Source organism: Bradyrhizobium sp. Crot121, from assembly GCF_059512385.1.
In genome coordinates, this window is sequence record NZ_JCAMOR010000006.1 from 43,429 (window position 1) to 68,657 (window position 25,229).

Sequence of the window (25,229 nt, forward strand, 5' to 3'; positions counted from 1 at the left end):
TCTGATGGCTGACGGCGCCAAAGGCGCTCACCCGGAGAGCAATAGGTCAGTGCAATGGCAACAAGTCCATTGAAGGCGAGCCAAGCCGCAATGACCCCGAAACAGGTTACAGTGTAGTCCACCGACCACCCATCAAGCCGTCGCCCCCTGAGATAGGCCACAACGTCTTTGTGTCGTTATGGTGGTCACAAGGAATGTAATCTGTGATTCAGGCTAACCGTACCAAATGAGCAACAGGAGATTTCGCGATCACACCCTGAAATGCTTCGAGAGCTTCAGGCCCTGGGCCTGGTAGTTCGAGCCGATGCGCTGGCCGTACATCGCATCAGGCCGGGCCAGCATCTTCTCATAGACCAGGCGGCCGACGATTTGGCCGTGCTCGAGGATGAACGGCACCTCGCGCGAGCGCACTTCCAGCACGGCGCGGGCGCCCTGCCCGCCGGCGCCGGCATAGCCGAAGCCGGGATCGAAGAAGCCGGCATAGTGCACGCGGAATTCACCGACCAAGGGATCGAACGGCACCATCTCGGCGGCGTAGTCCGGCGGTACCTGCACGGCTTCCTTCGAGGCGAGGATATAGAACTCGCCGGGATCGAGGATCAGGCTGCCGTCGGGGCGCGCGCGGATCGGCTCCCAGAAATCATCGACCGGATAACCGCCGCGGCGATCGACATCGACCACGCCGGTATGGCGCTTGGCGCGATAGCCGACGAAGCCGCCGGAATTCTCGCCCGAGAGATCAACCGAAACCGCGACGCCATTGGTGAGATCGGCATCGTCGATATCGACCAGGCGTTCGGCGTCATGTAGCGCATCGAGCTCGTTGGCGCTGAGGATGGCATCGCCGGTGCGGAAGCGCACCTGGGACAGCCGCGAGCCCTCGCGCACCAGGATCGGAAACGTCTTGGGGCTGATCTCGGCATAGAGCGGGCCGTGATAGCCGGCCCCGATCATGTCGAAACGGCGCGTGCCGTCGGCGATCACGCGGGTGAAGACATCGAGCCGCCCGGTCGAACTCTTCGGGTTCGCAGCTGCGACGATCTCCGGGGGCAGCGCGAGGCTCTCGAGCAGCGGCACGATGTAGACGCAATTGGTCTCCAGCACCGCGTCGTCGGCGAGATCGATCTCGTGCAACTTGAGCTCGTCGATGCGCTCGGCAACGGTGGCGTCGGGACCGGGCAGAAAGCTCGCGCGCACGCGATAGGCGATGTCGCCGAGGCGAAGATCGAGGCTCGCGGGCTGGATCTGGCTCTCCACAAAGGGATAGACCGGCAGGATCAGGCCCGCGTCCGCCATCGCCGCGATCATGCGGTCGGGCAGGATCCCATTGGCATCGTCTTGCAGTACGAACGACACAGACGCGGTCCCTCAAGACGGCTTAGAGCCATAAAAGGCCCAAAAAATGGATTTTATCGGTTAGCCGATGCCCGCCTTGACGGAAAGGGCGGGAACGAATATCAGCATGACTTATCCCGTGGTGATTTGAGCCGGCCGGCTTGCAGCCACGTTAAATAAGTCGCTAAACAGGCCGGGGACCTCAGCGATCCCGGCCCTTCAGGCCGGTTTTTTTGTGACCATTTTCCCAAGGACGAAAATGGTCACGTTGGAGGTCCTAATGTCTGCAGCTACACGCTACCGCCCCGAAACCCGGCTGGTTCATTCCGGAACGCTACGCTCACAATTTGGCGAGACGTCCGAAGCAATATTCCTGACCCAAGGGTTCGTCTACGCCACGGCCGAGGAATGCGAGGCGCGATTCAAGGGCGAGGATCCCGGCTTCCTCTATTCGCGTTTCTCCAACCCCGACGTCTCGATGTTCGAGCGCCGCATGATCGAGCTCGAGGGCGCGGAAGCTGCGCGCGCGACCGCGACCGGCATGGCGGCGGTGACGACTGCGATCCTCGCGCCGCTGAAGGCCGGCGATCACGTGGTGGCCTCAAAAGCGATGTTCGGCTCATGCCGCTACGTCGTGGAGGAACTCTTGCCGCGCTACGGCATCCAGTCGACGCTGGTCGACGGGCTCGACCTCGACCAGTGGAAAAAGGCGATCCGGCCGAACACCAAGACCTGCTTCCTCGAGAGCCCGACCAATCCGACGCTCGACGTGCTCGACATCGGCGCGATTGCCGAGATCGCGCATCAGGGCGGCGCACGGCTGATCGTCGACAATGTGTTCGCCACTCCGATCTGGCAGAGCCCGCTGTCGCTCGGCGCCGACGTCGTGGTCTATTCCGCGACCAAGCATATCGACGGCCAGGGACGGTGCCTCGGCGGCATCATCCTCTCCTCCGAGGCGTTCATCACCGAGCATATCCATAACTTCCTGCGCCAGACCGGGCCGTCGATGTCGCCGTTCAATGCGTGGATACTGCTGAAGGGGCTGGAGACCTTGGCGGTGCGCGTCCGGGCGCAGACCGAGACGGCCGCGAAGATCGCGGATGCGCTCGCAAGCCATCCGAAGATCACGCGGCTGATCTATCCCGGCCGCGCCGATCATCCGCAGGCGGCGACCGTGAAGAAGCAGATGCGTTCCGGATCGACCCTGATCGGGTTCGAGGTGAAGGGCGGCAAGGCCGGCGCATTCCGCTGCCTCAACGGGCTCAAGATCTCGCGCATCTCCAACAATCTCGGCGATGCCAAGAGCCTCGTCACCCACCCCGCCACCACGACGCATCAGCGCCTGGGGCCGGACGCGCGCGCCGAGCTCGGCATCAGCGAAGGTTTTATTCGTTTCTCCGCCGGCCTCGAGCACGCCGACGATTTGATCGAGGATTTTGCCCAGGCGCTGGAGGCGGTGTGATTCAGGCGAATGGCGCGTGGCGAGTAGGGTCAGCCCTATTCGCCACTCTCCATTCGCTTTCAGCCTTACATCGGCCGATACGTCCGCACATCCGCCGGCACGTTGACGCCGAGCTTGATCTGACCGACCGACTTGATGATGTCGTCGCCGAGCAACTGGGCGAAACAGGCATAGCCCCAATCGTTCATGTGCAGGCCGTCGGCGATCACGAAGCTGTCGATCGGGATCGACTGTTTCTCGTGCCAGTCGCGCATCACTTCAAAACGCGGGAAGATGCTGACATGGCGGAGCTCGGCGATGTGGTTGAGCAGCCGGATCATCTTGTTGGCGCTAGCGGCGCGCTCGGTGACGCGCGGCGAATATTGGGGATCGACCAGCACGACGTCGGCGCCGGCCGACTGGATGCGCGTCACGCCATCCTCGACCATTTTTTCGGTCTCGCCGGGGTCGAGATTGCGCAGCACGGCATTGGTGCCGACTTGCCAGATCACGAGGTCCGGGTGGGCGTCGATCACCTCGGTCTGCAGCCGCTGCATCATCTCCGGCGCGTCCTCGCCGCCCCGGCCGCGATTGACGACGCGGATGTCGGCGCCGGGATACTGCCGGTGCAGTTGCGCCGCGAGCCGGTTTGGATAGGTGAATTCCGGCGCCGAAGAACCATAGCCCTGGGTCGAGGACGAGCCGAAGGCGATGATGGTGACCGGCTGGCCCGCGGCAAGCTTGCTCGCGACATGGGGCAGCGAGCCCATCGTTTTCGAGACGCCCTTCGGCGGCAGGCAGGGCACGCGACGGAAGATGTCGCTGGCCGACTTCGCGACCTCCTTCACCTTGTCGATCGCCTTTCCGGCGATGCCCTTCTGGGCATCAGCCTCGGCGGCGCCCGCAGTACCGGACGAAATGGCCGGCGTGGATGGTCCCGATTTGTCGGATGGGGGGTGGGATTTCGCGCCGTCAGTAAGCGCGGCATGCTGGTCGCCTTGCGCAACTTGCGCGTGCAGCGGCGAGGTCACGAGCACGGACGCCGTGACGGCGGCGGCCGCCACCAGCCATGTGCTTCGACAAAAAGGGCGGTAGGTCCTCATTAACGCTGGTTCCCTTTAGTTCTGCTGCGCCGGTCCGAGGTGGGCCGCGTCGATCACGAATTTCGACAGCGCACGGCCGAGACAGGCATGCACCCGCTTGGCCAATTCCACGCCGTGGGCGGAGCTGAACAGGTCGAAATCACCAGCATCGTTCCAGTGATGCATGATGGCGAAACGATCAAACAGCGGGACATCATGTTCGTGCGCCGACACCCGCATATTATCTAGGTATGGTGATCCGGAAATCATGCTTTCGGTGCGGGGGCTGTACTGAAGATTGACCAGGACCACGTCGGTTCCCGCCTGTTGCAATGCACCAATTCCCGCATCCAGAGCGCTGCGAAAGTCGTCGGGATCGGTAGCTCGGATGGCATCGACGGTTCCCGTCTGCCAGATCACCAAAGTAGGCCTTTTTGCTTCCACCAGCTTAACGAGGGTGTCGGCTGTATCCCCCGTGGTTTTGGCGCCCTGCAGTTCTACGGACAGGTTAACGGTCGTGCTGGGCAGGCTTTCCTTCAGCGCAGCCTGCAACTTTGCCGGGTACGCGCTGGCCTCGGAAGAGGGAATCGTGGAGGAGCGGCTGCCGACCACCAGCACGTTCAGGGGCTGGCCGCTTCGCACCGCCTCGGCGACCTTGCGCAACGAGCTTTCGGTGGCCAGCAGATTGGCCGGGACGTCGCAGATCTGCTCGGGATCGCCGGCGCGTGCCGGGGCCGCCGACAGATAAACGGCCAGCAATGTCAGGCCTAGCATAGTCCATAAGCCGGACTTCATACCGCCCCTCCCGCCAGGTCGGCATTGCCGCCGGCGCTCTTGTATCGCGCGGCACCTTTGTCGGCGGAGTGTTTGTACCACGAAATCACCCACGCCATGGCGCACATGATGACAATCCCGGTGACGCTGACCAGGAAGTGCATTCCGGCGCCGCCGGACACCTCGGCCAAGATGAAATGCCCGGCAAATGCCAGGAACACACCAAGGCAGAATATCTCAAGGGAGTGCTGGCCGCAGAGGATCAAAGGTCGCAGCCAGGGCGATTTCAGGCCCGGCCAATCCCGGGGCAGGACGCGGACGGTGATGGCCGCCAGCGCCAGGAAATGGGCAAAGCGCAACACGTCCAGATCGGTCTTGTTGATCGGATACATCCACTGCTCGATGCGGCGCGGCACGATGTGGCCGAGCTGCGGCAGATACCAGGACAGCGTGACCAGGAACGCCGCGAAAAGATAGACAATGCAGATCCAGAGCGTGATCGGGGAGGCCAGGATGCGCGACATCCTTCTTGCGCCGCCGAGCGCGCACCAGGCGCCGAACACGAACAATAATTGCCAGGCGAACGGATTGAACGCCCAGACGCCGTTCGGATAGGCGCTGAGATAGAGGTCGAAATGCCAGGTCAGGACGTAGAGGCCAGCCGAGAGCGCCAGCGTCACGTCGGTGCGCCATTTCATCAGCCACAGGATCAAGGGCAGGAACAGCATCAGCACGATGTAGAGCGGCAGCACGTCCATGTTGACGGGACGGAAGCGCAACAGCAGCGCCTGGACGATGGTGACATCAGGCTGCTTGAGGAAATCCATGATCCCCATCTCTTCGGTGTAGAGCGGGTTCTCGAAGCGGGTGGCGACGTAGGAGATTTCCGCAAGAAAGATCGTGAACAGGAACACGTGGGCGACATAAATCTGCCAGACGCGGCGCAGGATGCGCGCGGTCGCCACCACGAAGCCGGCCTGAAGCATCGCACGGCCATAGACGAAGGCCGCGGTGTAGCCGGAGATGAAGATGAAAATCTCGGTCGCGTCGGAGAAGCCGTAATTGCGGATCGTGAGCCAGGTCAGAATGTTCGTCGGCAAATGGTCGATGAAGATCAGCCACAGCGCGAGGCCGCGGAACAAATCCAGCCGCAATTCGCGCTCGGAGGTTGCGGGCATCGTGATCGCGGGCGCGGCGGCGACCGCTGCGCTCGCGTCCTTGGCGTCGGCAAGCTGCGTTCCGGAAATTGGATCGGCAATCGACGTCATCGGGCACCATGACCGTGCGAAGTTTTGCGCCGCCCCGACTCAAAAGGATAATATCCGCCCGCCACTTGCGGACAAGATACGGGATTGACGCGGATCCTCGCGCCTTTAGAGCGGAACTATGGTCAAACGGGGATGAAAAACAGAAACCGCCCAACTTCGTCACCAAGTGCGACGATTGGTTCCGACGGACTTATTGGCTATGATGCGAGTTGAGGAGACCGGAAAAGTGTACCGCGCCGTCACCCGCGACATCGAAGTCACCGTCGAGCCGAACTTCCTGCCGGAACGTTCGTCGACTGAAAACCGGCAATATTTCTGGTCCTACACCATCGTCATCACCAATTCTGGCACCGAGACGGTGCAACTGCGCACCCGATACTGGCTCATCACCGACGCCACCGGCCGCCAGCAGGAAGTGCGCGGCGAGGGCGTGGTCGGCGAACAGCCGGTGCTCGCGCCGGGCGAGCGCTTCGAATACACTTCGGGCGTGCCGCTGCCGACCGAATCCGGCTTCATGAGCGGCCGCTACCAGATGGTGAGCGAAAGCGGCGAACGGTTCGAGATCGACGTGCCGACATTTTCGCTCGACAGCCCGGACGGGAAGAGGGTGTTGAATTGACGAGCGCTCGCGCTCGTCATCATCGGGCTTGACCCGGTGATCCATCTCTTCGACAGAATTTTTCAGGCGAGATGGATGGCCGGGTCAAGCCCGGCCATGACACGCGGAGTTTAGCGCCCTACTCCACCCCGGCCTCTTCCGGCGTGAATTCGTACACCGACGAGCAGAACTCGCAGGTGACGACGACCTTGCCGTCCTTCACCATGTCGGCGCGGTCCTTCGCCGTAAAGCTTTTCAGCATCGAGGACACCGCCTCGCGCGAGCAGGAGCATTGCGCGCGCAGCGGCAGAGGCGTGAACACGCGCACGCCGCGCTCGTGGAACAGGCGGTACAATAGCCGCTCGCCCGACAGATCCGGATCGAGCAGTTCGACGTCCTCGACCGTTCCGATCAGCGACTGCCCCTCGACCCAGGCATCGTCTTCCGGAACCTCATGGGCGGCCGTTCCTTCGGGCGCATCGCCGGGGTGCAGATCGGCCTGCCGCGCGCGCTCCGGCGCCTTCGGCAGGAACTGCAGCAGCATGCCGCCGGCGCGCCAGCGAACCTTGCCGCCGTCGCCGCCGCGCCATTCCTCGCCGACTGCAAGGCGCACGCGCGTCGGGATCTGCTCCGAGCGCAGGAAATACTCATGCGCTGCGTCCTCGAGGCTGCCGCCATGGAGCGCGACCAGGCCCTGATAGCGGCTCATGTCCGGCCCCTGGTCGATGGTCATCGCGAGATGGCCCTTGCCGAGCAGCGCGCCGGAGTCGAGCCCGTCCTGCAATCGCGTCGCATCGTAGCGCGCATAGGCGCGCAGCCGATCGGGCGCCTTGAAATCGACGATCAGGAACGAGACCGGGCCGTCGGTCCGGGTCTGCAGGATGAAACGGCCGTCGAACTTCAGGGATGAACCGAGCAGCGTCGTCAGCACGATCGCCTCGCCGAGCAATTTGCCGACCGCAGGCGGATAATCATGCTTGTGCAGGATGTCGTCGAGGGCGGGACCGAGCCGCGTCAGCCGCCCACGCAGATCGAGTGCATCGACCTCGAATGGCAGCACCGCGTCGTCGACCGGCACGGCCGATGGCGCCCGGGTCGGTGTTTCCGTGATCTTGATGTCGGGGGATTGTGAAACCATGGCGCTCTATCTGGGGTCTTGAGAGGCGAAACGAAAGGGGTTCACATCTATCGTTGTTAGCCGTCATCCCTGCGAAAGCAGGGATCCATAACCACCGATGTGAGCATTGTGAAAAGCTGGGGCCGCAGCTTGATGCAACAACTCACATCGGTGGTTATGGATCCCGGCTCGCGCTTCGCTTGGCCGGGACGACAGCTATCTTGGCGGCGCGCTTACGCGACCGCGTCAAAACACCAGGCCAGAATGCCCTTTTGCGCATGCAGGCGGTTCTCGGCCTCGTCGAACACCACCGATTGCGGACCGTCGATCACCTCGTCGGTGACTTCCTCGCCGCGATGCGCCGGCAGGCAATGCATGAACAAAGCATCGGGCTTCGCCAGCGACATCAGCTTGGCATTGACCTGATAGGGTCGGAGCAGATTGTGCCGGTGCTCGCCGTCCTTGTCGCCCATCGACACCCAGGTGTCGGTGACGACGCAGTCGGCGCCGCGCACGGCCTCCTCTGGGTCGTTGCCGAGCACGATCGGCGCCTGGGTCGCCTTGATCCAGTCGCGCATCGCCTTGTTCGGCGCGAGCTGCGGCGGCGTCGCGATATTGAGGGCGAACTTGAAACGCTCGGCGGCATGCGCCCATGACGCCAGCACGTTGTTGTCGTCACCGGTCCACGCCACGGTCTTGCCCTCGATCGAACCGCGACGCTCCTCGAACGTCATCAGGTCGGCCATCACCTGGCAGGGATGCGAGCGGCGCGTCAGCCCGTTGATCACGGGGACGGTGGCATGCGCGGCGAGCTCCAAGAGCGCATCGTGGTTGAGGATGCGGATCATGATCGCATCGACATAGCGCGACAGCACGCGCGCAGTGTCGGCGATGGTCTCGCCACGGCCGAGCTGCATCTCGGCGCCGGTGAGCATGATCGATTCACCGCCAAGCTGGCGCATGCCGACGTCGAACGACACTCGCGTGCGGGTCGAAGGACGCTCGAAGATCATCGCCAGCGTCTTGCCTTCGAGCGGCTTCGTGGCCCGCTCATGCGCCTTCAGTCTCGCCTTCATGGCGGCGCCGGCGGCCAGCATGGCGCGCAGCTCGTTGAGCGACATTTCGTTGATGTCGAGGAAGTGACGGGGCGCCTTGCTCATCATCCCGCTGCCTTCTTCGACGGTCCGCTTGAGAGCGCGGTGCAGGCGCGCTCCAGACAACCGATGGCGTGCTCGATCTCGGCCTCGCTGACGATCAGCGGCGCGAGGAATCGCACCACATTATCGCCGGCGCCGACTGTGAGCAGCTTCTGCTCGCGCAGGGCGTTGACGAGGTCGCCCGAGGGCACCACGGCCTTGACGCCGATCAGAAGCCCCTCGCCGCGCACGTCGGCGAGAATGGACGGATAGCGGTCAACCGCGGAGGCGAGCTTCTGCTTGAGCAGGAGCGACATCTTCTGCACGTGATCGAAGAAGCCGGGCTTCAGCATCACATCGAGCACGGCGCCGGCGGCCGCGACCGCGAGCGGATTGCCGCCGAAGGTCGAGCCATGCGAACCCGGCGTCATGCCGGACGCAGCTTCCGCGGTCGCAAGGAAGGCGCCGATCGGAAAGCCGCCGCCGAGCGCCTTGGCCAGCGACATCACGTCAGGGGTGACCCCGATGCGCTTGTAGGCGAAGAGATCGCCGGTGCGGCCCATGCCGGTCTGCACCTCGTCGAACGCGAGCAATAGGCCATGCTCGTCGCAGAGCTGGCGCAGCGCCTTGAAGAAGGCCGGCGGCGCGGAGCGCACGCCGCCTTCGCCCTGCACCGGCTCGATCAGGATGCCTGCGGTCTCTGGACCGATCGCGCGTTTCACCGCTTCGATATCGCCATGCGGCACCTGATCAAAGCCGTCCATCGGCGCGCCGAAGCCCTCGAGATATTTAGCGGCGCCGGTCGCGGCGAGTGTCGCGAGCGTGCGGCCATGGAAGGCGCCTTCGAAGGTGATGATGCGGTAGCGCTCCGGATGCCCCTTCGAGAAGTGATAGTGACGCACGACCTTGATCACGCCCTCCATCGCTTCCGCGCCGGAATTGCAGAAGAACACCAAGTCCGCAAAACTCTGCTCGCACAGCCGCGCGGCAAGCTTCTCGCCGTCCGGGCTCTTGAACAGGTTCGACATGTGCCAGAGCTTCGTCGCCTGTTCCTGCAGCGCCTTCACCAGATGCGGATGGGCATGGCCGAGCGCGTTCACCGCGACGCCGGAGGTGAAGTCGAGATAACGCTCGCCTTTGGTCGAGATCAGCCAACAGCCTTCGCCGCGTTCGAAGCCGAGATCGGCCCTGGCAAAAACGGGAAGCAGATGCGACGTGGCGCGGTCGGTCATGGCGATCACTGAAGGGTTCAGACAAGCCTTTCAGACAAGCCCCGGCGGCGTGCAGCGATGCAGACACGCGGCTGGAGCTCATCCAGCGAAAACAAAACGTGCCGCCTTTGCAGGGCGGCACGTGAAGGCATTCTATGCGCGCGGCGGGTGCTGTCAATCGCCACGAAGCCGCCAGGCTGCGCTGCAAAGTGCCGGTAATCCGCAGTTTTCCGGTGTGGTGGAAAAGCCCGATTGCAATCCCTAAATGTCGGAACATGTGGACGCATAGGCGCGGACTCTTGCGCCAGAGTCACGCCATATTGTAGCGTCTAGCCTGTCGGGTACGACATCTCGTGCGGCAGTTTTGATCCCTTAGAGTCCTTTGTGTGCGGCGTACACGTTCGGGTGCGGTTTTCGTGCCCGGCGAGCCTTAAGGGATTCTGCCCGCAGGGATTTTTGAGATTAGGCATCGCAGCGCTGTCCCAGGATCGGCCGGCGCAACGCGAAGGGAAAGATGCGATGACGGTATTGACCTGGTCCGACGAACGCGTCGAGCAGTTGAAAAAGCTCTGGGAAGGTGGCCTCTCGGCCAGCCAGATCGCTGCGGAACTGGGCAACGTGACCCGCAATGCGGTGATCGGCAAGGTGCACCGGCTCGGCCTCTCGGGCCGCGCCAAGAGTCCTGCTGCAGCCGCGCCGCGGCAGCGCAAGGCGCGTCCCGCACAGCCGATGATGCGCGTGGCGCGTCCGGTCTCCCGCGGCAACACCGCGCTCGCCCACGCCTTCGAGGTGGAGGTGGAAGCGGACCCTATCGCCTACGACAATGTGGTGCCGATGAGCCAGCGGCTGTCGCTGCTCGAATTGAACGAGGCCACCTGCCACTGGCCGGTCGGCGATCCCTCGAGCCCGGAATTCTTCTTCTGCGGCGGCAAGGCGCTTCCCGGCCTGCCCTATTGCGCGCACCACTCCCGCATCGCCTACCAGCCGGCGGCTGACCGCCGCCGTCCGACGGTCAAGCCGTCACAAGGCAAGTAAGCCGACGACAGATCGTAGCCTGGGTGGAGCGCAGCGCAACCCGGGAACGCTGTATCGGCGGGTCCAAATTTCCCCGGGGTTACGCTTCGCTGCACCCGGGCTACGGATTGAGGTCGCCGGTTTACGACTGCTCGGCCTTCGCGAAGCGATCATCGAGCGCGTAGCCCGCGCCGCGGACGGTACGGATCGGGTCCTGCTCGCGGCCGGGATTGAGCAATTTGCGCAGGCGGCCGATGTGAACGTCGACGGTGCGCTCGTCGATATAGATGTCGCGGCCCCAAACGCTGTCGAGCAGCTGCTCGCGGCTGAACACGCGGCCGGGATGCTCCAGGAAGAACTCCAGCAGGCGATATTCGGTCGGGCCGAGATCGATCGGGCGGCCCGAGCGCGCGACGCGGCGCTTCTCGCGGTCGAGTTCGATGTCGCCATAGGTGAGCACGGTGGCGAGCCGCTCCGGGCTTGCCCGGCGCAACAGGCCCTTCACCCGCGCGAGCAGTTCAGGCACCGAGAACGGCTTGACGATGTAGTCGTCGGCACCGGTCGCCAGCCCCCTCACGCGCTCGCTTTCCTCGCCGCGCGCGGTCAGCATGATGATCGGGAGCTGCTTGGTCTCCGGCCGCGCCCGCAGACGGCGGCACAGCTCGATGCCGGAGAGTCCCGGCAGCATCCAGTCGAGCACGACAAGGTCGGGAATACGTTCCTTGAGCCTTGTGTCCGCATCGTCTCCACGGGCGACCGTTTCGACATCATAGCCTTCTGCATCGAGATTGTAGCGCAACAGCGTCGTCAGCGCTTCTTCGTCTTCGACCACCAGAATGCGTGCGCTCATCGGCTTGGCTTCTCCTATAGCGGGATGACTCTCTGCTTGAATCGTCATCCCACTCTTCCTTTGATGTTTGAGCAGGATCTTGGCTGAAAGCCGGCGTCGACTTTCCGGATGTTGCTCTAGTTGCCCGGAACGGTCGTGGCGAACGTCGTCATATCCCCCTTCGGCCGCTTGTCGGTGATCTGCTGACCCTCGATCATGTAGAAGACCGTTTCCGCGATGTTGGTGGCGTGGTCGCCGATCCGCTCGATATTCTTGGCGCAGAACATCAGGTGGATGCAGAACGAGATGTTGCGCGGATCTTCCATCATGTAGGTGAGGAGCTCGCGGAACAGCGAGGTGCAGATCGCGTCCACCTCCTCGTCGCTCTTCCAGACGTTCATCGCCGCCGGCAGATCGTGCGCGGCATAGGCGTCGAGCACGGACTTGACCTGCGACAGCACGAGGTCGGTCATGTGCTCCAGGCCGCGGATCAGCTTCAGCGGCTGGAAGTCGTTCTCCAGCGCGGCGACGCGCTTGCCCATGTTCTTGGCGAGGTCGCCGATCCGCTCGAGGTCGGTCGCCACCCGCATCGCGCCGACGATCTCGCGCAGGTCGACAGCCATCGGCTGGCGGCGGGCGATCGTCAGCACGGCGCGCTCCTCGATCACGCGCTGCAGGCTGTCGATCTCGATGTCGGAAGCGACGACACGCTTGCCGAGCGCGACGTCGCGGCGGATCAGCGCATCGACGGATTCGGTGATCATCCGTTCGACCAGCCCGCCCATCTCTGCGACCAGACGGGTCAGTTCCTGAAGATCGCTGTCGAATGCCTTGGCGGTATGTTCAGAAGCCATGATGTCCCTCCTCAACCAAACCGGCCGGTGATGTAGTCCTGGGTGCGTCGATCGCTCGGCGAGGTGAAGATCTTGCTGGTGTCGTCGAACTCGATCAGTTCGCCCAGATACATGAACGCGGTCTTGTCGGAGACGCGCGCCGCCTGCTGCATGTTATGCGTGACGATCGCGATCGTGTAGTCCTCCGACAATTCCTGGATCAGCTCCTCGACCTTGGCGGTCGAGATCGGATCGAGCGCCGAGCAGGGCTCGTCGAACAGGATAACTTCGGGCCGCACCGCAACCGTGCGGGCGATGCAGAGGCGCTGCTGCTGGCCGCCGGAGAGGCTCAGGCCGGAGGCGTTGAGCTTGTCCTTGACCTCGTTCCACAGCGCGCCGCCGCGCAGCGCTTTCTCGACGCGGCCGTCCATTTCAGATTTCGAGATCTTCTCGTAAAGGCGGATGCCGAAGGCGATGTTCTCATAGATCGTCATCGGGAACGGCGTCGGCTTCTGGAACACCATTCCGATCCGCGCCCGCAGCAGGTTGAGGTCGAGCTTGGGGTCGAGGATGTTGGTCTGGTCCAGCATCAACTGGCCGGTGGCGCGCTGGCCGGGATACAGGTCGTACATCCGGTTGAAGATCCGGAGCAGGGTCGACTTGCCGCAGCCGGACGGGCCGATAAAGGCGGTGACGCGGTTGGTGCCGAGCGTCAGGTTGATGTTCTTCAACGCATGGTGCTCGCCGTAATAGAAGTTGAGGCTGCGTGCAGTCACCTTTGGCGCCGCTTCCGGCAGCGACTTCTGGGGAATGGCCGCGCTCGGGCTGGTCGTCGATACGGACAGATCGGTCATTTTGCGCTCCTTTCGGCGCCGAGAATGCGCGCGCCGATGTTGAGCGCGAGCACGGTCAAGGTGATAAGCAAGGCCCCGCTCCAGGCGAGCTCCTTCCAATAGGCGTAGGGGCTCTGCACGAAGTTGTTGATGGTCACCGGCAGGTTCGCCATCGTCTTGGTCAGGTTCAGGCTGAAGAACTGATTGGACAGCGCGGTGAACAGCAGCGGCGCGGTCTCACCGGCGACGCGGGCGGTCGCCAGCAGCACGCCCGTGATCAGGCCGGAGCGCGCCGCGCGATAGGCAATCCGCTTGATCACCAGCGAGCGCGGAAGGCCAAGCGCGGAGGCCGCCTCCCGCAGCGGGTTGGGGACGAGCAGCAGCATGTCCTCGGTAGTGCGGAGCACAACCGGGATGACGATCACCGCCAGCGCCAGACAGCCGGCCAGCGCGGAGAAGCCGCCCATCGGCACGACGACCGCGCCATAGATGAACAGGCCGATGATGATCGACGGCGCGCTCAAGAGGATGTCGTTGATGAAGCGGATCACCGAGGTGAGCCGGTCATGCTTGCCGTATTCGGCCAGATAGGTGCCCGCGAACAGGCCGAGCGGCGCGCCGATGCCGACACCGATCACGGTCATGATCACCGAGCCGACGATCGCGTTCAACAGACCGCCATCGGTGGAGCCGGGCGGCGGCGTGTTCTTGGTGAAGACGTCGAGGCTGAGGCCGGCGAGACCGTTGTAGAACAGCGTGAACAGGATCAGCGCCAGCCAGGTCACCCCGAACGCGGCAGCGGCGATGCAAAGCCCGCGGATGATGATGTCGTTGCGGCGGCGTGCTTTGTAAATCGGGTTCATGTCAGTTCCCCGCCTTCCTTTCCAGACGCATCAGCATCAGTCGCGCGCAAGCGAGAACGATGAATGTCAGCACGAACAGCAAGAGGCCGAGCAGGATCAGGCCCGACTGGTGCAATCCGTCACTCTCGGCGAATTCGCTGGCGATCGCCGCCGAGATCGTCGTGCCCGGCGCGAAGATCGAGGAGGAGATGCGGAACGAATTGCCGATGATGAAGGTCACGGCCATGGTTTCGCCGAGGGCGCGGCCGAGCGCCAGCATGATGCCGCCGATCACGCCGACGCGGGTATAGGGGATCACGACGTTGCGGACGACTTCCCAGGTGGTGCAGCCGACCCCGTAGGCCGCCTCCTTGAGGACCGGCGGCACCGTCTTGAACACGTCGACCGAGATCGCCGTGATGAAGGGCAGCACCATGATCGCCAGGATCAGCGCGGCGTTGAACAGGCTGAGATAGGATGGCGGGCCTGCGAATATCGCACCCAGCACCGGCACGCCGTCGAACACGCGGATCATGAACGGCTGGAACGTGTTGGCGAGGAACGGGCCCAGCACGAAGAAGCCCCACATGCCGTAGATGATCGAGGGGATGCCGGCGAGCAGTTCGATCGCGATGCCGATCGGGCGGCGCAGCCATTGTGGGCAGAGCTCGGTGAGGAAGATCGCAATGCCGATGCCAACTGGAATGGCAATCATCATCGCGATGACAGAGGTGATCAGCGTGCCGTAGATCGGCCCGAGCGCGCCGAGCACCGGCGGGTCTGCCGAAGGCGCCCAGCGCTGGGTCCACAGGAACGAGAAGCCGTATTCCTTCATTGCCGGCCAGGCGCCGGCGATCAGCGAAAGGATGATACCGCCTAGGATCAGGAGCACCGAAATCGCGCAGGCGCGAGTGATCCAGTAGAAGGTGATGTCACCGAGTTTGAAGGCGCTGAGGGCCCTGGCACGATCGTAAGGTCCGGAGGCTGCCATTACGTCGCTTTGAACGGCCATGTCTGCCACGCCAATCCCCTGTGTTTACTCGATCGCAACTTACTGCGCGACCCGTTCTGAACGTTTTCCCGCATCGTCGCAGGATGCACCCCGTCGGGCGTAGACCCGGAATCCACAGCTTCGGTTGCGAAGCGATGGATTCCGGTTTCTCGACTTTGTCGCGCCCGCAGAGGACGGGGCGCGACGCTCGCTATGCGAGCCTCAGCTCTTGATGTCCGACGACCAGGTCTTCTCGATCAGCTTGACGACCGGCTCCGGCATCGGGATGTAGTCGAGCTCTTCGGCGGCCTTGCCACCCTTCTCGAACGACCACTTGAAGAACTTGATGGCTTCGGCCGAGGCCGCCTTATCCGTCGGCTCCTTGTGCATCAGGATGAAGGTCGCCGCGGTGATCGGCCAGGACGCATCGCCTGGCTGGTCGGTCAGGATCACGTAGTAGCCCGGAGCCTTGGCCCAGTCCGCGTTGGAAGCAGCGGCCTGGAACGCAGCAATGGTCGGCTGCACGGTCTTGCCGGCCTTGTTGACCATCGCCGCATAGGTCAGCTTGTTCTGCTTGGCGTAGGCGTATTCGACATAGCCGATGGCGTTCTTGGTCTGGCTGATGTTGCCGGCAACACCCTCGTTACCCTTGGCGCCAACGCCAACCGGCCACTCGACCGCGGTGCCCGAACCGACCTTGGACTTCCAATCGGCATTCGACTTGGAGAGGAAGTCGGTGAAGTTGAAGGTGGTGCCCGAACCGTCGGAACGGCGGACCACGGTGATAGCGTCGGAGGGCAGCTTCAGCTTCGGATTGAGCTTGGCGATCGCCGCATCGTCCCACTTGGTGATCTTGCCGAGATAGATGTTGCCGAGCACCTCGCCCGACAGCACCAGTTCGCCCGGCTTGATGCCTTCGAGGTTCACGACCGGCACGATCGCGCCCATCACCATCGGCCACTGGACGAGTCCGTCCTTCTCGAGCTGCTCGGCCTTCAGCGGCGCATCGGTGGCACCGAAGGTCACGGTCTTGGCCTGGATCTGCTTGATGCCGGCGCCGGAGCCGATCGACTGATAATTCAGCCCGTTGCCCGTTTCCTTCTTATAGGCGTCCGCCCATTTGGAATAGATCGGGAACGGAAAGGTCGCGCCCGCGCCAGTGATATCGGCCGCAAAGGCCGACGTCGAAACGGCCACCAAGCCGGCAGCGACGATTGTCCTAAAGAAATTCATGGGGTGGTCTCCAATCCTGTGAGCGAAGCGCCGGATGCGCCCGATCGCGCTCACGCCGGTCCGTTTAGGAGCGGTCGATGCTCGTTTTACGAAGGTTGGATGACAGTTGGATGACACATTCAACCAATTGAAAGTGCTTGATTTTATGCCGCCACAGGGGTCTTCACCTGGGGAAAACAGGCGGTAAAAGTGGCGCCGTTTTTCGGCACGCTTTCGATCAAAAGACGGCCGCGATGACGGTTAAGAATATGTTTCACCAAGGATAATCCAAGCCCGGTTCCGCCCTGGAGGCGGCTGTCGCCGACGTCGACCCGGTAGAAGCGCTCGGTCAGCCGCGGCAGGTGTTCCGGGGCGATGCCGGGACCGAAATCCCGCACCAGGACCCGGATCTCCGGGGCGCCCTCGCCGGAGGCGGCCTCCTTCAGCGAGACGATCACCCGGCCGCCGGAGGCGCCATATTTCAGGGCGTTCTCGATCAGGTTCTCGAACAGCCGCAACAGCTCCTCGCGGTCGCCCGCGATCATGACCGGCGTCTCGGGAAGCTGGATCTCGATCACGACCTGCCGCTCGCGCGCCAGCGGCTCCAGGCCGTCGGCGACCTGGCGGATGATCGGGATCAGGTCGACGCAGGTGTCAGGGCGGACATGGGCCGAGAGCTCGACCCGCGACAGCGACAACAGATCGTCGATCAGCCGCGCCATCCGCGTGGCCTGGGTGTGCATGATGCCGAGGAAGCGCTCCCGCGCCCGCGGATCGTCCCTGGCCGGCCCCTGCAGGGTGTCGATGAAGCCCGACAGCGCCGCGAGCGGCGTCCGCAATTCGTGGCTGGCATTGGCGACGAAGTCGGCGCGCATTTCCTCGACCCGGCGCAGCGGCGTCAGGTCGTGGAAGGTCATCAGCATGCATTTGTCGGTGCCGCCGAACAGGGTCGGCACCGGCACCGGCGTGATCACCAATTCCATCCAGCGATCGACCGGGACATGGTCGAGATAGGTGGCGCGCCGCGGCTCGGTGGTGGCGATCGCCTCGCGCAGCGCGGTGATGATCTCCGGCGAGCGCAGCGCGAACTGGGCCAGCTCGTTCTTGCGCAGCGCCGGCGCCAACTGGGCCGCCGCGGCATTGAGATGAATGACGCGGCCGGCGCGGTCGAGCAGCACGGCGGGGTCCGGCATGCCGGCGACGACGGCGGCAACCGCCCCGTTCTCGACCGGGTTGACGCTGCGGGTGTCCTCGCGGGAGGCCGCCACGTCATGCAGGCGCCAGGGCACCAACGCCGCGGCGGCGATGCAGAGGAACACCGCAAAGGCGCGGATCAGCGAGAGCTCATCGAGCGCGACCAGCACGCTGAGCGCCAGCCCCGCGGCAAGCAGGACAATAGCCGAGTGCCGCAGCCGGTCGGGCCACGGCGAGAAAAAGGAGGAAGAGGATTCGTGAAGGGCCATTGAGCCGGCTTCTTCCTGTTCAGGCGGCGGCGTCAGGCGCTGGTGTCTCCGCGCTCGCGGACATAAACGGCCTCATGCCGCGGTTTGGCGTCGGAGCCAGCTCCCAAATGGCGCAGGCGCTTGATTCGCGCTCCAAGGATAAGCTCCCGAAACGTCAGCAAGATTACAGATATGACAAAAGGTGAAATATAGTAGAGCATCCGGAACAAAAGCATCCCGCCAAGCAGGTCCTCGCGGTCCATCTGCCAGAGGCCGACCAGCATGGCGGCGTCGAACACGCCAAGGCCGCCGGGCGAGTGGCTGGCAAAGCCCAGTAGCGTCGCCGAGACGAAGATGACGGCCACCACGACAAAGCCGAGATTGGGCTCGTCCGGCACCAGCACGTACATCGCCAAGGCGCAGAACCCGAGGTCGATGATGCCGATGCAGATCTGCAAGAGCGTCAGCGGGCCGCCCGGCAGCGTCACCGTCCAGGGCCCGCGCCCGACCACCCGCGGCTGGGTCCAGACCCAGACCACATAGGCCACCAGCGCGACGATGATGGTGAATGCCGCGACCCGATTGAGCCAGGGCGGAAGCTGATCGATCGCAGCGGCGGCTTCCGGATGATAGGCAATCCCGATGCCGAGCACGGCGGCATTGCCGAGCCAGAAGGTCAGGCCGGCCAGGAAGCAGATCTTGGCGACGTCGATCGCGTTCAGCCCCCAGGCCGAATAGATGCGGTAGCGCACCGCCCCGCCGGTGAAGACGCTGGCGCCGACATTGTGCCCGATCGAATAGGAGGTGAAGGCGGCGAGCGCATTGATGCGGTAGGGAACGTGGCTGTGGCCGATCGCACGCACCGCGAACAGGTCGTAGAAGGTCAGCGTGAAATAGCCGGCCGCCACGAACAGCGCCGCCAGGGCGATCTGGCGCGGCTCGGTGCTTTTGATGGCCTCGAGCACCTCGTTGGTGTCGATGCCGCGCAGCATGTGATAGAGCACGTAGCACGCGATCGCGATGACCGTGATACTGATCGCAACGCCCAATTTGTGCAGGACCTGCTTCTGGCGCAGAAACGCGATCGCCCTGCGGATTGCTTCCAGCATCTAGACCTCGAATTGCGATCCCGCGACGACGGCTATCGGGCGAACCCCGCCGACGCTCCGCTGTTCCCTCCCGCCTGTCGTAGCGCGTTTCGGGTCGAAGTGGAATTCGTCTGGCGACGATAAAACGCGCATCTTCAACACATTAGGGGGAGTTCATGACAGCAGGTGCACAGTTTTGCTGCATTCTCTCCGATCCGACAAGGAGTTGACACGTAGGCGCGGGCCATGGCCAGCCCGGCACCGATGCGACCGAACGTCCCGGCAGCAGCCATCGGGAGCACAAAAACCCGCCTGGCAGCCGCAACTTGCCGCCTCACCCGACCACCTCATCGGGCCGGCTGGCTGCGCGCCACCACCCAGTCACGCAGCCACGATCCCACCAGGCATCCGGCGAGGTAGAGCGCGAACATGATCAGGAACAGGTCGAGCCAATAGCCGAACCGGCCCGGAACGATGTGGCCGAGCGCAAGGGCGATCAGGATCGCCGCGAGCAGCGCCAGCCATCGCGCCAGCTTTCGTGACACGCCTTCCCCGTGCTGCACCACCGATATCCAGCCCATCGCAAGGCCGATCAACAGCGCCGCGAGCAGCCAACCCCAGAAGAACGTCGCCAGATAGGCCATCACTTCACCACGAAATCGATGCGGCGGTTCTGCGCCTTGCCTTCTTCGCTGTCGTTGCCGGCAAGCGGCTGCGTAGCGCCGTAGCCGACCGCCTGGAAGCGGGTTGGCGGCAGGCCCGCTTTGACCAGATAGTCCATCACCGCCTCGGCGCGCCGTTCCGAGAGCGCCTGGTTGGCGCTCTCGTCGCCGTCGCTGTCGGTGTGACCGGCGATCTCGATCGTGGCATTCGGACAGCGCAGCGCGGTCTCGGTCAGGCGATCGAGCAGGCCCACGGAATCCGCGGAGATATCGGCCTTGCCCGATTCGAAGCGGATCCTCGCCTTCGACAGCAGCTCGGTGAAGAGCTGCTGGCACACGGTCGCATCCACCGGGGAGGCCGCCGGCTTCACCGAAATATCGGCCTTGTACTGCCAGCCTTGCGGAAAATCCCGGCCGAGTCCGGCGCGGATCTGGTTGGCGGCGGCGTCATAGAACGCATCGCCCGACAGCTTCACTTCGCGATCGGTCACCACGAGCGTGCCGGTCGACAGCCGCGACAAGGCGCCGAGCGCGGGCACCACGGCGTTCGCAAAGCCGGAAGGAGCGCCCAGGCTGGCCTTGAGGTTGTCGACGACCTTCTCCGAGAAGAACTTGCGCTCGGCGGCCGCGACGAGCGCGGCATGAGCGTTGTTGTCGGGCACATTGCCGGTGAGCGTCAGCGTCACCGCGACCGGATCCTTGTAGGCCTGGAAGATGTAGGGCGGCGCCTTGATGTCATTGGCTGCGACCGAATAGCCCTCCGGCAGATTCCGTAGCGCGGCCGCGATCGCCTCGCGCCCGCCGAGCTCGCGCGCCATGCCGGACAGGTTGACCTTGGTGTCGGTCAAGGTGATCTTGCCATCCTTCAACTTGCCGATCTGGTCGAGCAGCAGCAGCGCCGCACTGTCGAAGCGCGGCGGCGCGCCGCGCGCGAGCGACATCTGGTCGGCGACTTCGACGCTGCCAAGCGTATTGCGGGCCGCTTCGAGCAGCTTGCCCTTGCTCGACGGTAACGGCGCACTGCCGGTGAGTGTCACCCGGACGACGTCGCGCTCGGCCGACCAGACGAATGGCTTTGCTTCGGGAACGAGCCGCGTCTCGTTATTGACGAGGCGCACGCCGGGCACCGCCTCGACGGAGGCCACCGCGCTCTGACGGCCCTCCTCCGAGAACGCCTCGGCGGCAAACGTCACGTCCCGTCCGGCGACCGCGATCCTGCGCTTGTCAAGGATGGTGTCCTTGAGCGCGGCGTTTGATCGCGCGGCGAGATCAGCCTCCACGGTTGCGGTCGTGGTCCAGGCCGCGATACCCCAACAGATGACCAGCGGAATCACGCCCGGCCACCACTTGCGACTCCACTTGAAAAGTTCGTGCATTCGGGGTCCTGGCTCCGGAACCAGAGAGAAAACAAACCCTTGGCTGACTGTCAAACCCGAAATACCGCGTCTGGCAAAGAGCCGCGTATAACCGGGCCGGCTAACCGTTTGTTCAGCGGTGGTTCGCTAATTTCGCGCCGTAATGCAACCGGCCGGCCGATGTCGCGGATGAAAAAACAGCTCAGAAAAACCGTTATCCGCGCCGGGCTCGAAGCGCTGTATTTCTCCGGAGCCCATTTCCTGCTGCGACCGATCTTCGCAGGCGTCGGGGCGGTTTTCATGCTGCACCATGTCCGGCCACGCCGCAACGATGAGTTCCAGCCGAACCATCATCTCGAGGTTGAACCGGAGTTCCTGCGCGCGATGCTGGAGCATCTGCGCTCGCTGGACATCGATATCGTCACCATGGACGAGATGCACCGGCGAATGACCGAGCGCGATTTCGCGCGGCGCTTTGCCTGCTTCACCTTCGACGACGGCTATCGCGACAACCGCGACCATGCACTGCCTGTCATGCGCGAGTTCGACGCGCCGTTCATTGTCTACGCCGCCAGCGATTTCGCGGAAGGGACCGGCCGGCTGTGGTGGATCGCGCTGGAGCAGGTGGTCGCCAAGGCGGCCGCGATCGAGGCGCCGATCGGCGGAGCGATGGCGCCGATCGATACTTCGACGCCGGAGGCGAAACACACCGCCTTCGAGCAGTTGCACGACTGGTTGCGGAGCTTGCCGGGCGAGCAGGATGTCCAGCACGAGGTTTCGGCGCTCTGCGCGCGCCATGATGTCGACGAGACGACGATCGCGCGCAAGTTCTGCATGTCCTGGAGCGAACTGAAGGAATTCGCCAACGATCCGCTGGTGACAATCGGCGCGCACACCATCACCCATTGCAACCTCGCCCGGCAGTCCGAGGACGTGGCGGCGTTCGAGATGACCGCCAGCCGGGAGCGGATCGAAGCGGCGCTGGCGCGACCGGTGCTGCATTTCGCCTATCCCTATGGCGACAAGATCGCGGCCGGCCAACGCGAATTCGCGCTTGCCAGCGCCGCGGGCTTCAAGACCGCGGTGACGACGCGGCCGGGCATGATCTTCCCGGAAAGCGCCGACTACCTGACCGCCCTGCAGCGCGTCTCGCTGAACGGCAACTACCAGGACGCGCGCATCATCCCCGTCCTCACCTCCGGCGCCGCCACCGCCGTCTGGAACGGCTTCCGCCGCATCGACGCGGCGTAGCTTTTCTACCCTCGCTACGGCGCCCTTCCCTTCTCCCCTTGTGGGAGAAGGTGGCGTGGACGCAGTCCACGCCGGATGAGGGGTTGTCTCCACGGGCGCAGGTGTTCGTGGAGAGAACCCCTCACCCAAGCGAATTTGCCGTAGCGCCGGAGCCGCCCTCTCCCACAAGGGGCGAGGGCGCATCAACTCGCAACCTTGAAGTTGTGATGATTGGCGAGCGAACAAAGCACGCGAGCTGCTCCGCGTTGCGGGTACTTCCTTGACTCGTCTCGATGCTCCTTTCACAACCTTCGGCAAGCAATCGGAGGAACGCATGTTCAAGGATCTGTTTTCACTCAAGGGTCGCATTGCGCTGGTGACTGGCGGCTCGCGCGGCATCGGCAGGATGATCGCGGCGGGCTTCCTCGCGCAAGGCGCGGCTAAGGTCTACATCACCGCGCGGAAAGCCGGGCCGTGTGAAGAGACGGCAAAGGAGCTTTCGGCCGAATATGGCGGCGAGTGCATCGCGCTGCCGATTGACATCTCCAGTCTCGCCGGCATCGAGATGCTGGCTGCGGAGATCAAGAAGCGCGAGCCGAGGCTCGACATCCTCGTCAACAATGCCGGCGCGGCATGGGGCGCGGACTTCGACGAGTTTCCGGAAAGCGGCTGGGACAAGGTGATGACCCTCAACGTCAAGGCGCCGTTCTTCCTGACCAAGGCGCTGGCCGCGCCGCTCCGCGCAGCCGCGAGCGCCGAGCGGCCGGCGAAGGTGATCAACATCGCCTCGATCGACGGCATCTTCGTCAACCCGCTGGAGACCTATTCCTATGCCGCGAGCAAGGCCGGCTTGATCCACCTGACGCGGCGGATGGCAGTGAAGCTGATCAAGGACCACGTCGTGGTCACGGCGATCGCGCCGGGACCTTTCAAATCGGACTTGAACCGCGCGGCGCGCGACAATGCCGATGAGGTCGCGACGAAGGTGCCGTCTGGCCGGATCGGCACCGACGAGGACATGGCGGGTGCTGCGATCTATCTCGCCTCCCGCGCCGGCGACTATGTGGTCGGCGCCACCATCACCGTGGACGGCGGCATCGTCTATGCGAATGCCGGAATCACGGGCAGCGGGTGGGATAGCTGAGGCTAAGATCGCGTTCGAGCTTGCGGCAGCGTCACTCGTATTCGTGGTCGGCGCGCGGCGCGTTGGGCAGTTCGCGATCGAGCGCCTCCCGGTATCGGAGGCAGCCTCGCAAGAATTTCAGCCATGGCGGGACGGCGACCTCCGGCGCAACCCGCTCGGGAAGCAGCCCCCACATGTCGGGATGATGCCAGCACAAATCGTGACCGGTGCTGTCCCGGTGCGCGCGGATACCTGCCCGCAAGCGTTTCACCTCCGCGACCAGTTGGTCGCGGTCCATCCCTTCAAGGTCATGGTCGGGGTCCATGCCGTCTTCTCCCCGAATGCCCGGTTTATGACTCGATCTTCACGTACTCGAAATCGCCGGGCTTGTTGTCGATACCGACCTTCGGCGGCGAGATCCAGGAGGCGAATTTCCCGATCTCGGTGACGGGCTTCATCAGCGAAGCGATGAACTCGCCATCTTCGGTTGTCGGCAACCATTCAGTCTTGCGTTTGTTCCAGGTGGCGTCGTCGATCAGGATGCCCTCGGGGGTCGCCGCGACGTCCTTGAACTCGCCGATGGCGCGGTGGAAGGCGACGTGCGGCACTGCGAGCTTGAAGTCGTAGCCTGATGTCGAGATCACCTTATTCCAGCGCAGCATGCCCTTCACGCAGTCCTGCGTATAGTCGTCGCGCAGGCGCATGTTGAGCGCGGTCAGCGCCGGCTCGTCGACCAGCTTGAGTTCGCCGTCGATCAGCTTCAGCACCGGATAGGTCGAGTTCTGGAGCTGATGATCGTCCTCGATCGTCGTCTCCTTGTAGCGGCCCTTGATGCCGGCGTTGAAGGCGTTGGCGGCGTTGGTCGAGACTTCGGAGCCGAACAAATCGAGCGACAATGAATAGTGCAGGTTCAATTTCTTCTGGATGGTCGGCAGGTCGATCACCCCGAGCGCCCGCACTTTCGCGATATCGGTCGGATCCTCGATGCCGGCCTCCCGCATCGTCTCGCAGGTCCGCTGCACGACGCGGCTGATGCCGGTCTCGCCGACGAACATGTGGTGCGCCTCTTCCGTCAGCATGAAGCGGCAGGTGCGCGACAGGGGGTCGAAGCCGGATTGCGCCAGCGAGTGCAACTGCATCTTGCCGTCGCGGTCGGTGAAATAGGTGAACATGAAGAAGGAGAGCCAATCCGGCGTCGCCTCGTTGAAAGCGCCCAGCATGCGCGGCGCATCGGCATCGCCCGAGCGGCGGCGCAACAAATCATCCGCCTCCTCGCGGCCGTCGCGGCCGAAATATTTCTGGAGCAGATAGACCATCGCCCAGAGATGGCGGCCCTCCTCGACATTGACCTGGAACAGGTTGCGCATGTCGTAGAGCGAGGGCGCGGTCTTGCCGAGATGGCGCTGCTGCTCGACGGAGGCCGGCTCGGTGTCGCCCTGGATCACGATCAGCCGGCGCAGCATGGCGCGGTGCTCGCCTGGCACTTCCTGCCAGGCCGGCTCGCCATAATGGGCGCCGAACGGCACCACGCGGTTCTCTTCCTGCGGCGCGAGCAGGATGCCCCAGCGATATTCGGGCATCTTGACGTAGTCGAACTTGGCCCAGCCACGCGGATCGACCGAATAGGCGGTGCGCAGATAGACCAGCGATTGCTGGAAGCCTTCCGGCCCCATGTCGCTCCACCAGTCCATGTAGCCGGGATGCCAGCCCTCCAGCGCCTTCAAGACCTGGCGATCCGCCGACAGGTTCACGTTGTTCGGAATCTTGGTCGAGTAGTCGACGTTCATGATGTTGACGTTCATGGCGAACC

24 protein-coding genes and 1 riboswitch are annotated in these 25,229 nt (G+C 63.8%); of the genes, 5 read left to right on the forward strand and 19 right to left on the reverse strand.

Annotated features, from left to right (window positions below):
• Window positions 1–249: 249 nt before the first annotated feature.
• On the reverse strand, window positions 250–1,308 hold the full coding sequence (locus tag AC5ZGW_RS08510; RefSeq protein WP_456641005.1) for a 2'-deoxycytidine 5'-triphosphate deaminase: 1,059 nt from the start codon (window positions 1,306–1,308) through the stop codon (window positions 250–252).
• A 156-nt stretch (window positions 1,309–1,464) separates the two neighbouring features.
• A riboswitch (SAM riboswitch) is annotated at window positions 1,465–1,544 on the forward strand.
• A gap of 71 nt (window positions 1,545–1,615) precedes the next feature.
• On the opposite strand from AC5ZGW_RS08510, the gene AC5ZGW_RS08515 reads away from it, so the two are divergent.
• Window positions 1,616–2,800: an O-succinylhomoserine sulfhydrylase gene (locus tag AC5ZGW_RS08515; RefSeq protein WP_245474992.1), complete on the forward strand. Its 1,185-nt coding sequence runs from the start codon at window positions 1,616–1,618 to the stop codon at window positions 2,798–2,800.
• 65 nt (window positions 2,801–2,865) lie between these two features.
• Here the strand turns inward: AC5ZGW_RS08515 and AC5ZGW_RS08520 are convergent, their stop codons facing one another.
• The 3 genes from AC5ZGW_RS08520 to AC5ZGW_RS08530 are packed head-to-tail and all read right to left on the reverse strand — an operon-like array spanning window position 2,866 to window position 5,903.
• A complete protein-coding gene (locus AC5ZGW_RS08520; protein WP_130229011.1) occupies window positions 2,866–3,882 on the reverse strand; it encodes an SGNH/GDSL hydrolase family protein in 1,017 nt (338 codons plus the stop codon).
• A gap of 15 nt (window positions 3,883–3,897) precedes the next feature.
• Window positions 3,898–4,656: an SGNH/GDSL hydrolase family protein gene (locus AC5ZGW_RS08525; protein ID WP_130229010.1), complete on the reverse strand. Its 759-nt coding sequence runs from the start codon at window positions 4,654–4,656 to the stop codon at window positions 3,898–3,900.
• Entirely contained in the window at window positions 4,653–5,903 is a 1,251-nt protein-coding gene (locus tag AC5ZGW_RS08530; protein WP_130229009.1) for an OpgC domain-containing protein, read from the reverse strand. The genes AC5ZGW_RS08525 and AC5ZGW_RS08530 overlap by 4 nt, the downstream gene beginning before the upstream one ends.
• Window positions 5,904–6,129: 226 nt before the next feature.
• Here AC5ZGW_RS08530 and apaG point away from each other — a divergent pair, with 226 nt between their 5' ends.
• The gene (gene apaG / locus AC5ZGW_RS08535; protein WP_028163459.1) at window positions 6,130–6,522 is read left to right on the forward strand and encodes a Co2+/Mg2+ efflux facilitator ApaG/CorD; all 393 of its coding nucleotides are present in this window, start codon (window positions 6,130–6,132) and stop codon (window positions 6,520–6,522) included.
• Window positions 6,523–6,640: 118 nt separating this feature from the next.
• On the opposite strand, the gene AC5ZGW_RS08540 is transcribed toward apaG, so the two are convergent.
• The 3 genes from AC5ZGW_RS08540 to AC5ZGW_RS08550 all read right to left on the reverse strand — a co-directional run bounded on the left by AC5ZGW_RS08540 (window position 6,641) and on the right by AC5ZGW_RS08550 (window position 9,986).
• Entirely contained in the window at window positions 6,641–7,639 is a 999-nt protein-coding gene (locus AC5ZGW_RS08540; protein ID WP_456640683.1) for an Hsp33 family molecular chaperone, read from the reverse strand.
• A gap of 212 nt (window positions 7,640–7,851) precedes the next feature.
• The gene (gene argF, locus AC5ZGW_RS08545; RefSeq protein WP_028163457.1) at window positions 7,852–8,778 is read right to left on the reverse strand and encodes an ornithine carbamoyltransferase; all 927 of its coding nucleotides are present in this window, start codon (window positions 8,776–8,778) and stop codon (window positions 7,852–7,854) included.
• Window positions 8,778–9,986: an aspartate aminotransferase family protein gene (locus tag AC5ZGW_RS08550; RefSeq protein ID WP_165435484.1), complete on the reverse strand. Its 1,209-nt coding sequence runs from the start codon at window positions 9,984–9,986 to the stop codon at window positions 8,778–8,780. Before AC5ZGW_RS08550 ends, argF begins: the two co-directional genes overlap by 1 nt.
• Before the next feature lie 498 nt (window positions 9,987–10,484).
• Between AC5ZGW_RS08550 and AC5ZGW_RS08555 the strand changes: the two genes are divergently transcribed.
• Window positions 10,485–11,000 carry a GcrA family cell cycle regulator gene (locus tag AC5ZGW_RS08555; protein ID WP_028163455.1) on the forward strand — a complete coding sequence of 172 codons (516 nt, stop codon included), beginning with the start codon at window positions 10,485–10,487 and terminating at the stop codon, window positions 10,998–11,000.
• A gap of 121 nt (window positions 11,001–11,121) precedes the next feature.
• Here the strand turns inward: AC5ZGW_RS08555 and phoB are convergent, their stop codons facing one another.
• From phoB to AC5ZGW_RS08605, 10 genes are all read right to left on the reverse strand, one after another.
• The gene (phoB, locus tag AC5ZGW_RS08560) at window positions 11,122–11,829 is read right to left on the reverse strand and encodes a phosphate regulon transcriptional regulator PhoB (protein ID WP_028163454.1); all 708 of its coding nucleotides are present in this window, start codon (window positions 11,827–11,829) and stop codon (window positions 11,122–11,124) included.
• Between the two features lie 116 nt (window positions 11,830–11,945).
• Complete coding sequence (phoU, locus tag AC5ZGW_RS08565) at window positions 11,946–12,662, reverse strand: phosphate signaling complex protein PhoU (protein ID WP_028163453.1); 717 nt, start codon at window positions 12,660–12,662, stop codon at window positions 11,946–11,948.
• Window positions 12,663–12,673: 11 nt separating this feature from the next.
• Window positions 12,674–13,495: a phosphate ABC transporter ATP-binding protein PstB gene (pstB, locus tag AC5ZGW_RS08570; protein WP_028163452.1), complete on the reverse strand. Its 822-nt coding sequence runs from the start codon at window positions 13,493–13,495 to the stop codon at window positions 12,674–12,676.
• Entirely contained in the window at window positions 13,492–14,337 is an 846-nt protein-coding gene (pstA, locus tag AC5ZGW_RS08575; RefSeq protein WP_028163451.1) for a phosphate ABC transporter permease PstA, read from the reverse strand. Before pstA ends, pstB begins: the two co-directional genes overlap by 4 nt.
• A 1-nt stretch (window position 14,338) precedes the next feature.
• Window positions 14,339–15,328: a phosphate ABC transporter permease subunit PstC gene (gene pstC / locus AC5ZGW_RS08580; protein WP_035689936.1), complete on the reverse strand. Its 990-nt coding sequence runs from the start codon at window positions 15,326–15,328 to the stop codon at window positions 14,339–14,341.
• 201 nt (window positions 15,329–15,529) lie between these two features.
• A complete protein-coding gene (gene pstS / locus AC5ZGW_RS08585) occupies window positions 15,530–16,540 on the reverse strand; it encodes a phosphate ABC transporter substrate-binding protein PstS (protein WP_028163449.1) in 1,011 nt (336 codons plus the stop codon).
• 143 nt (window positions 16,541–16,683) lie between these two features.
• Window positions 16,684–17,982 (reverse strand): ATP-binding protein, encoded by a 1,299-nt coding sequence (locus AC5ZGW_RS08590; protein ID WP_463326997.1) that lies wholly within the window; start codon window positions 17,980–17,982, stop codon window positions 16,684–16,686.
• Between the two features lie 32 nt (window positions 17,983–18,014).
• Window positions 18,015–19,070, reverse strand: coding sequence for a lysylphosphatidylglycerol synthase domain-containing protein (locus AC5ZGW_RS08595; protein ID WP_130229143.1), 1,056 nt, complete (start codon window positions 19,068–19,070; stop codon window positions 18,015–18,017).
• Between the two features lie 326 nt (window positions 19,071–19,396).
• A complete protein-coding gene (locus tag AC5ZGW_RS08600; RefSeq protein WP_130229144.1) occupies window positions 19,397–19,693 on the reverse strand; it encodes a hypothetical protein in 297 nt (98 codons plus the stop codon).
• A complete protein-coding gene (locus tag AC5ZGW_RS08605; RefSeq protein ID WP_028163445.1) occupies window positions 19,693–21,087 on the reverse strand; it encodes an OmpA family protein in 1,395 nt (464 codons plus the stop codon). The genes AC5ZGW_RS08600 and AC5ZGW_RS08605 overlap by 1 nt, the downstream gene beginning before the upstream one ends.
• Window positions 21,088–21,255: 168 nt before the next feature.
• On the opposite strand from AC5ZGW_RS08605, the gene AC5ZGW_RS08610 reads away from it, so the two are divergent.
• Window positions 21,256–22,317, forward strand: a complete 1,062-nt coding sequence (locus AC5ZGW_RS08610) for a polysaccharide deacetylase family protein (RefSeq protein ID WP_130229145.1) — start codon at window positions 21,256–21,258, stop codon at window positions 22,315–22,317.
• A 313-nt stretch (window positions 22,318–22,630) separates the two neighbouring features.
• Window positions 22,631–23,440: an SDR family oxidoreductase gene (locus AC5ZGW_RS08615; protein ID WP_130229146.1), complete on the forward strand. Its 810-nt coding sequence runs from the start codon at window positions 22,631–22,633 to the stop codon at window positions 23,438–23,440.
• A gap of 31 nt (window positions 23,441–23,471) precedes the next feature.
• Here AC5ZGW_RS08615 and AC5ZGW_RS08620 read toward each other — a convergent pair whose 3' ends face one another.
• Entirely contained in the window at window positions 23,472–23,744 is a 273-nt protein-coding gene (locus AC5ZGW_RS08620) for a hypothetical protein (RefSeq protein WP_130229147.1), read from the reverse strand.
• A gap of 25 nt (window positions 23,745–23,769) precedes the next feature.
• Window positions 23,770–25,221 (reverse strand): benzoyl-CoA 2,3-epoxidase subunit BoxB, encoded by a 1,452-nt coding sequence (boxB, locus tag AC5ZGW_RS08625; RefSeq protein WP_130229148.1) that lies wholly within the window; start codon window positions 25,219–25,221, stop codon window positions 23,770–23,772.
• Window positions 25,222–25,229: the final 8 nt, after the last annotated feature.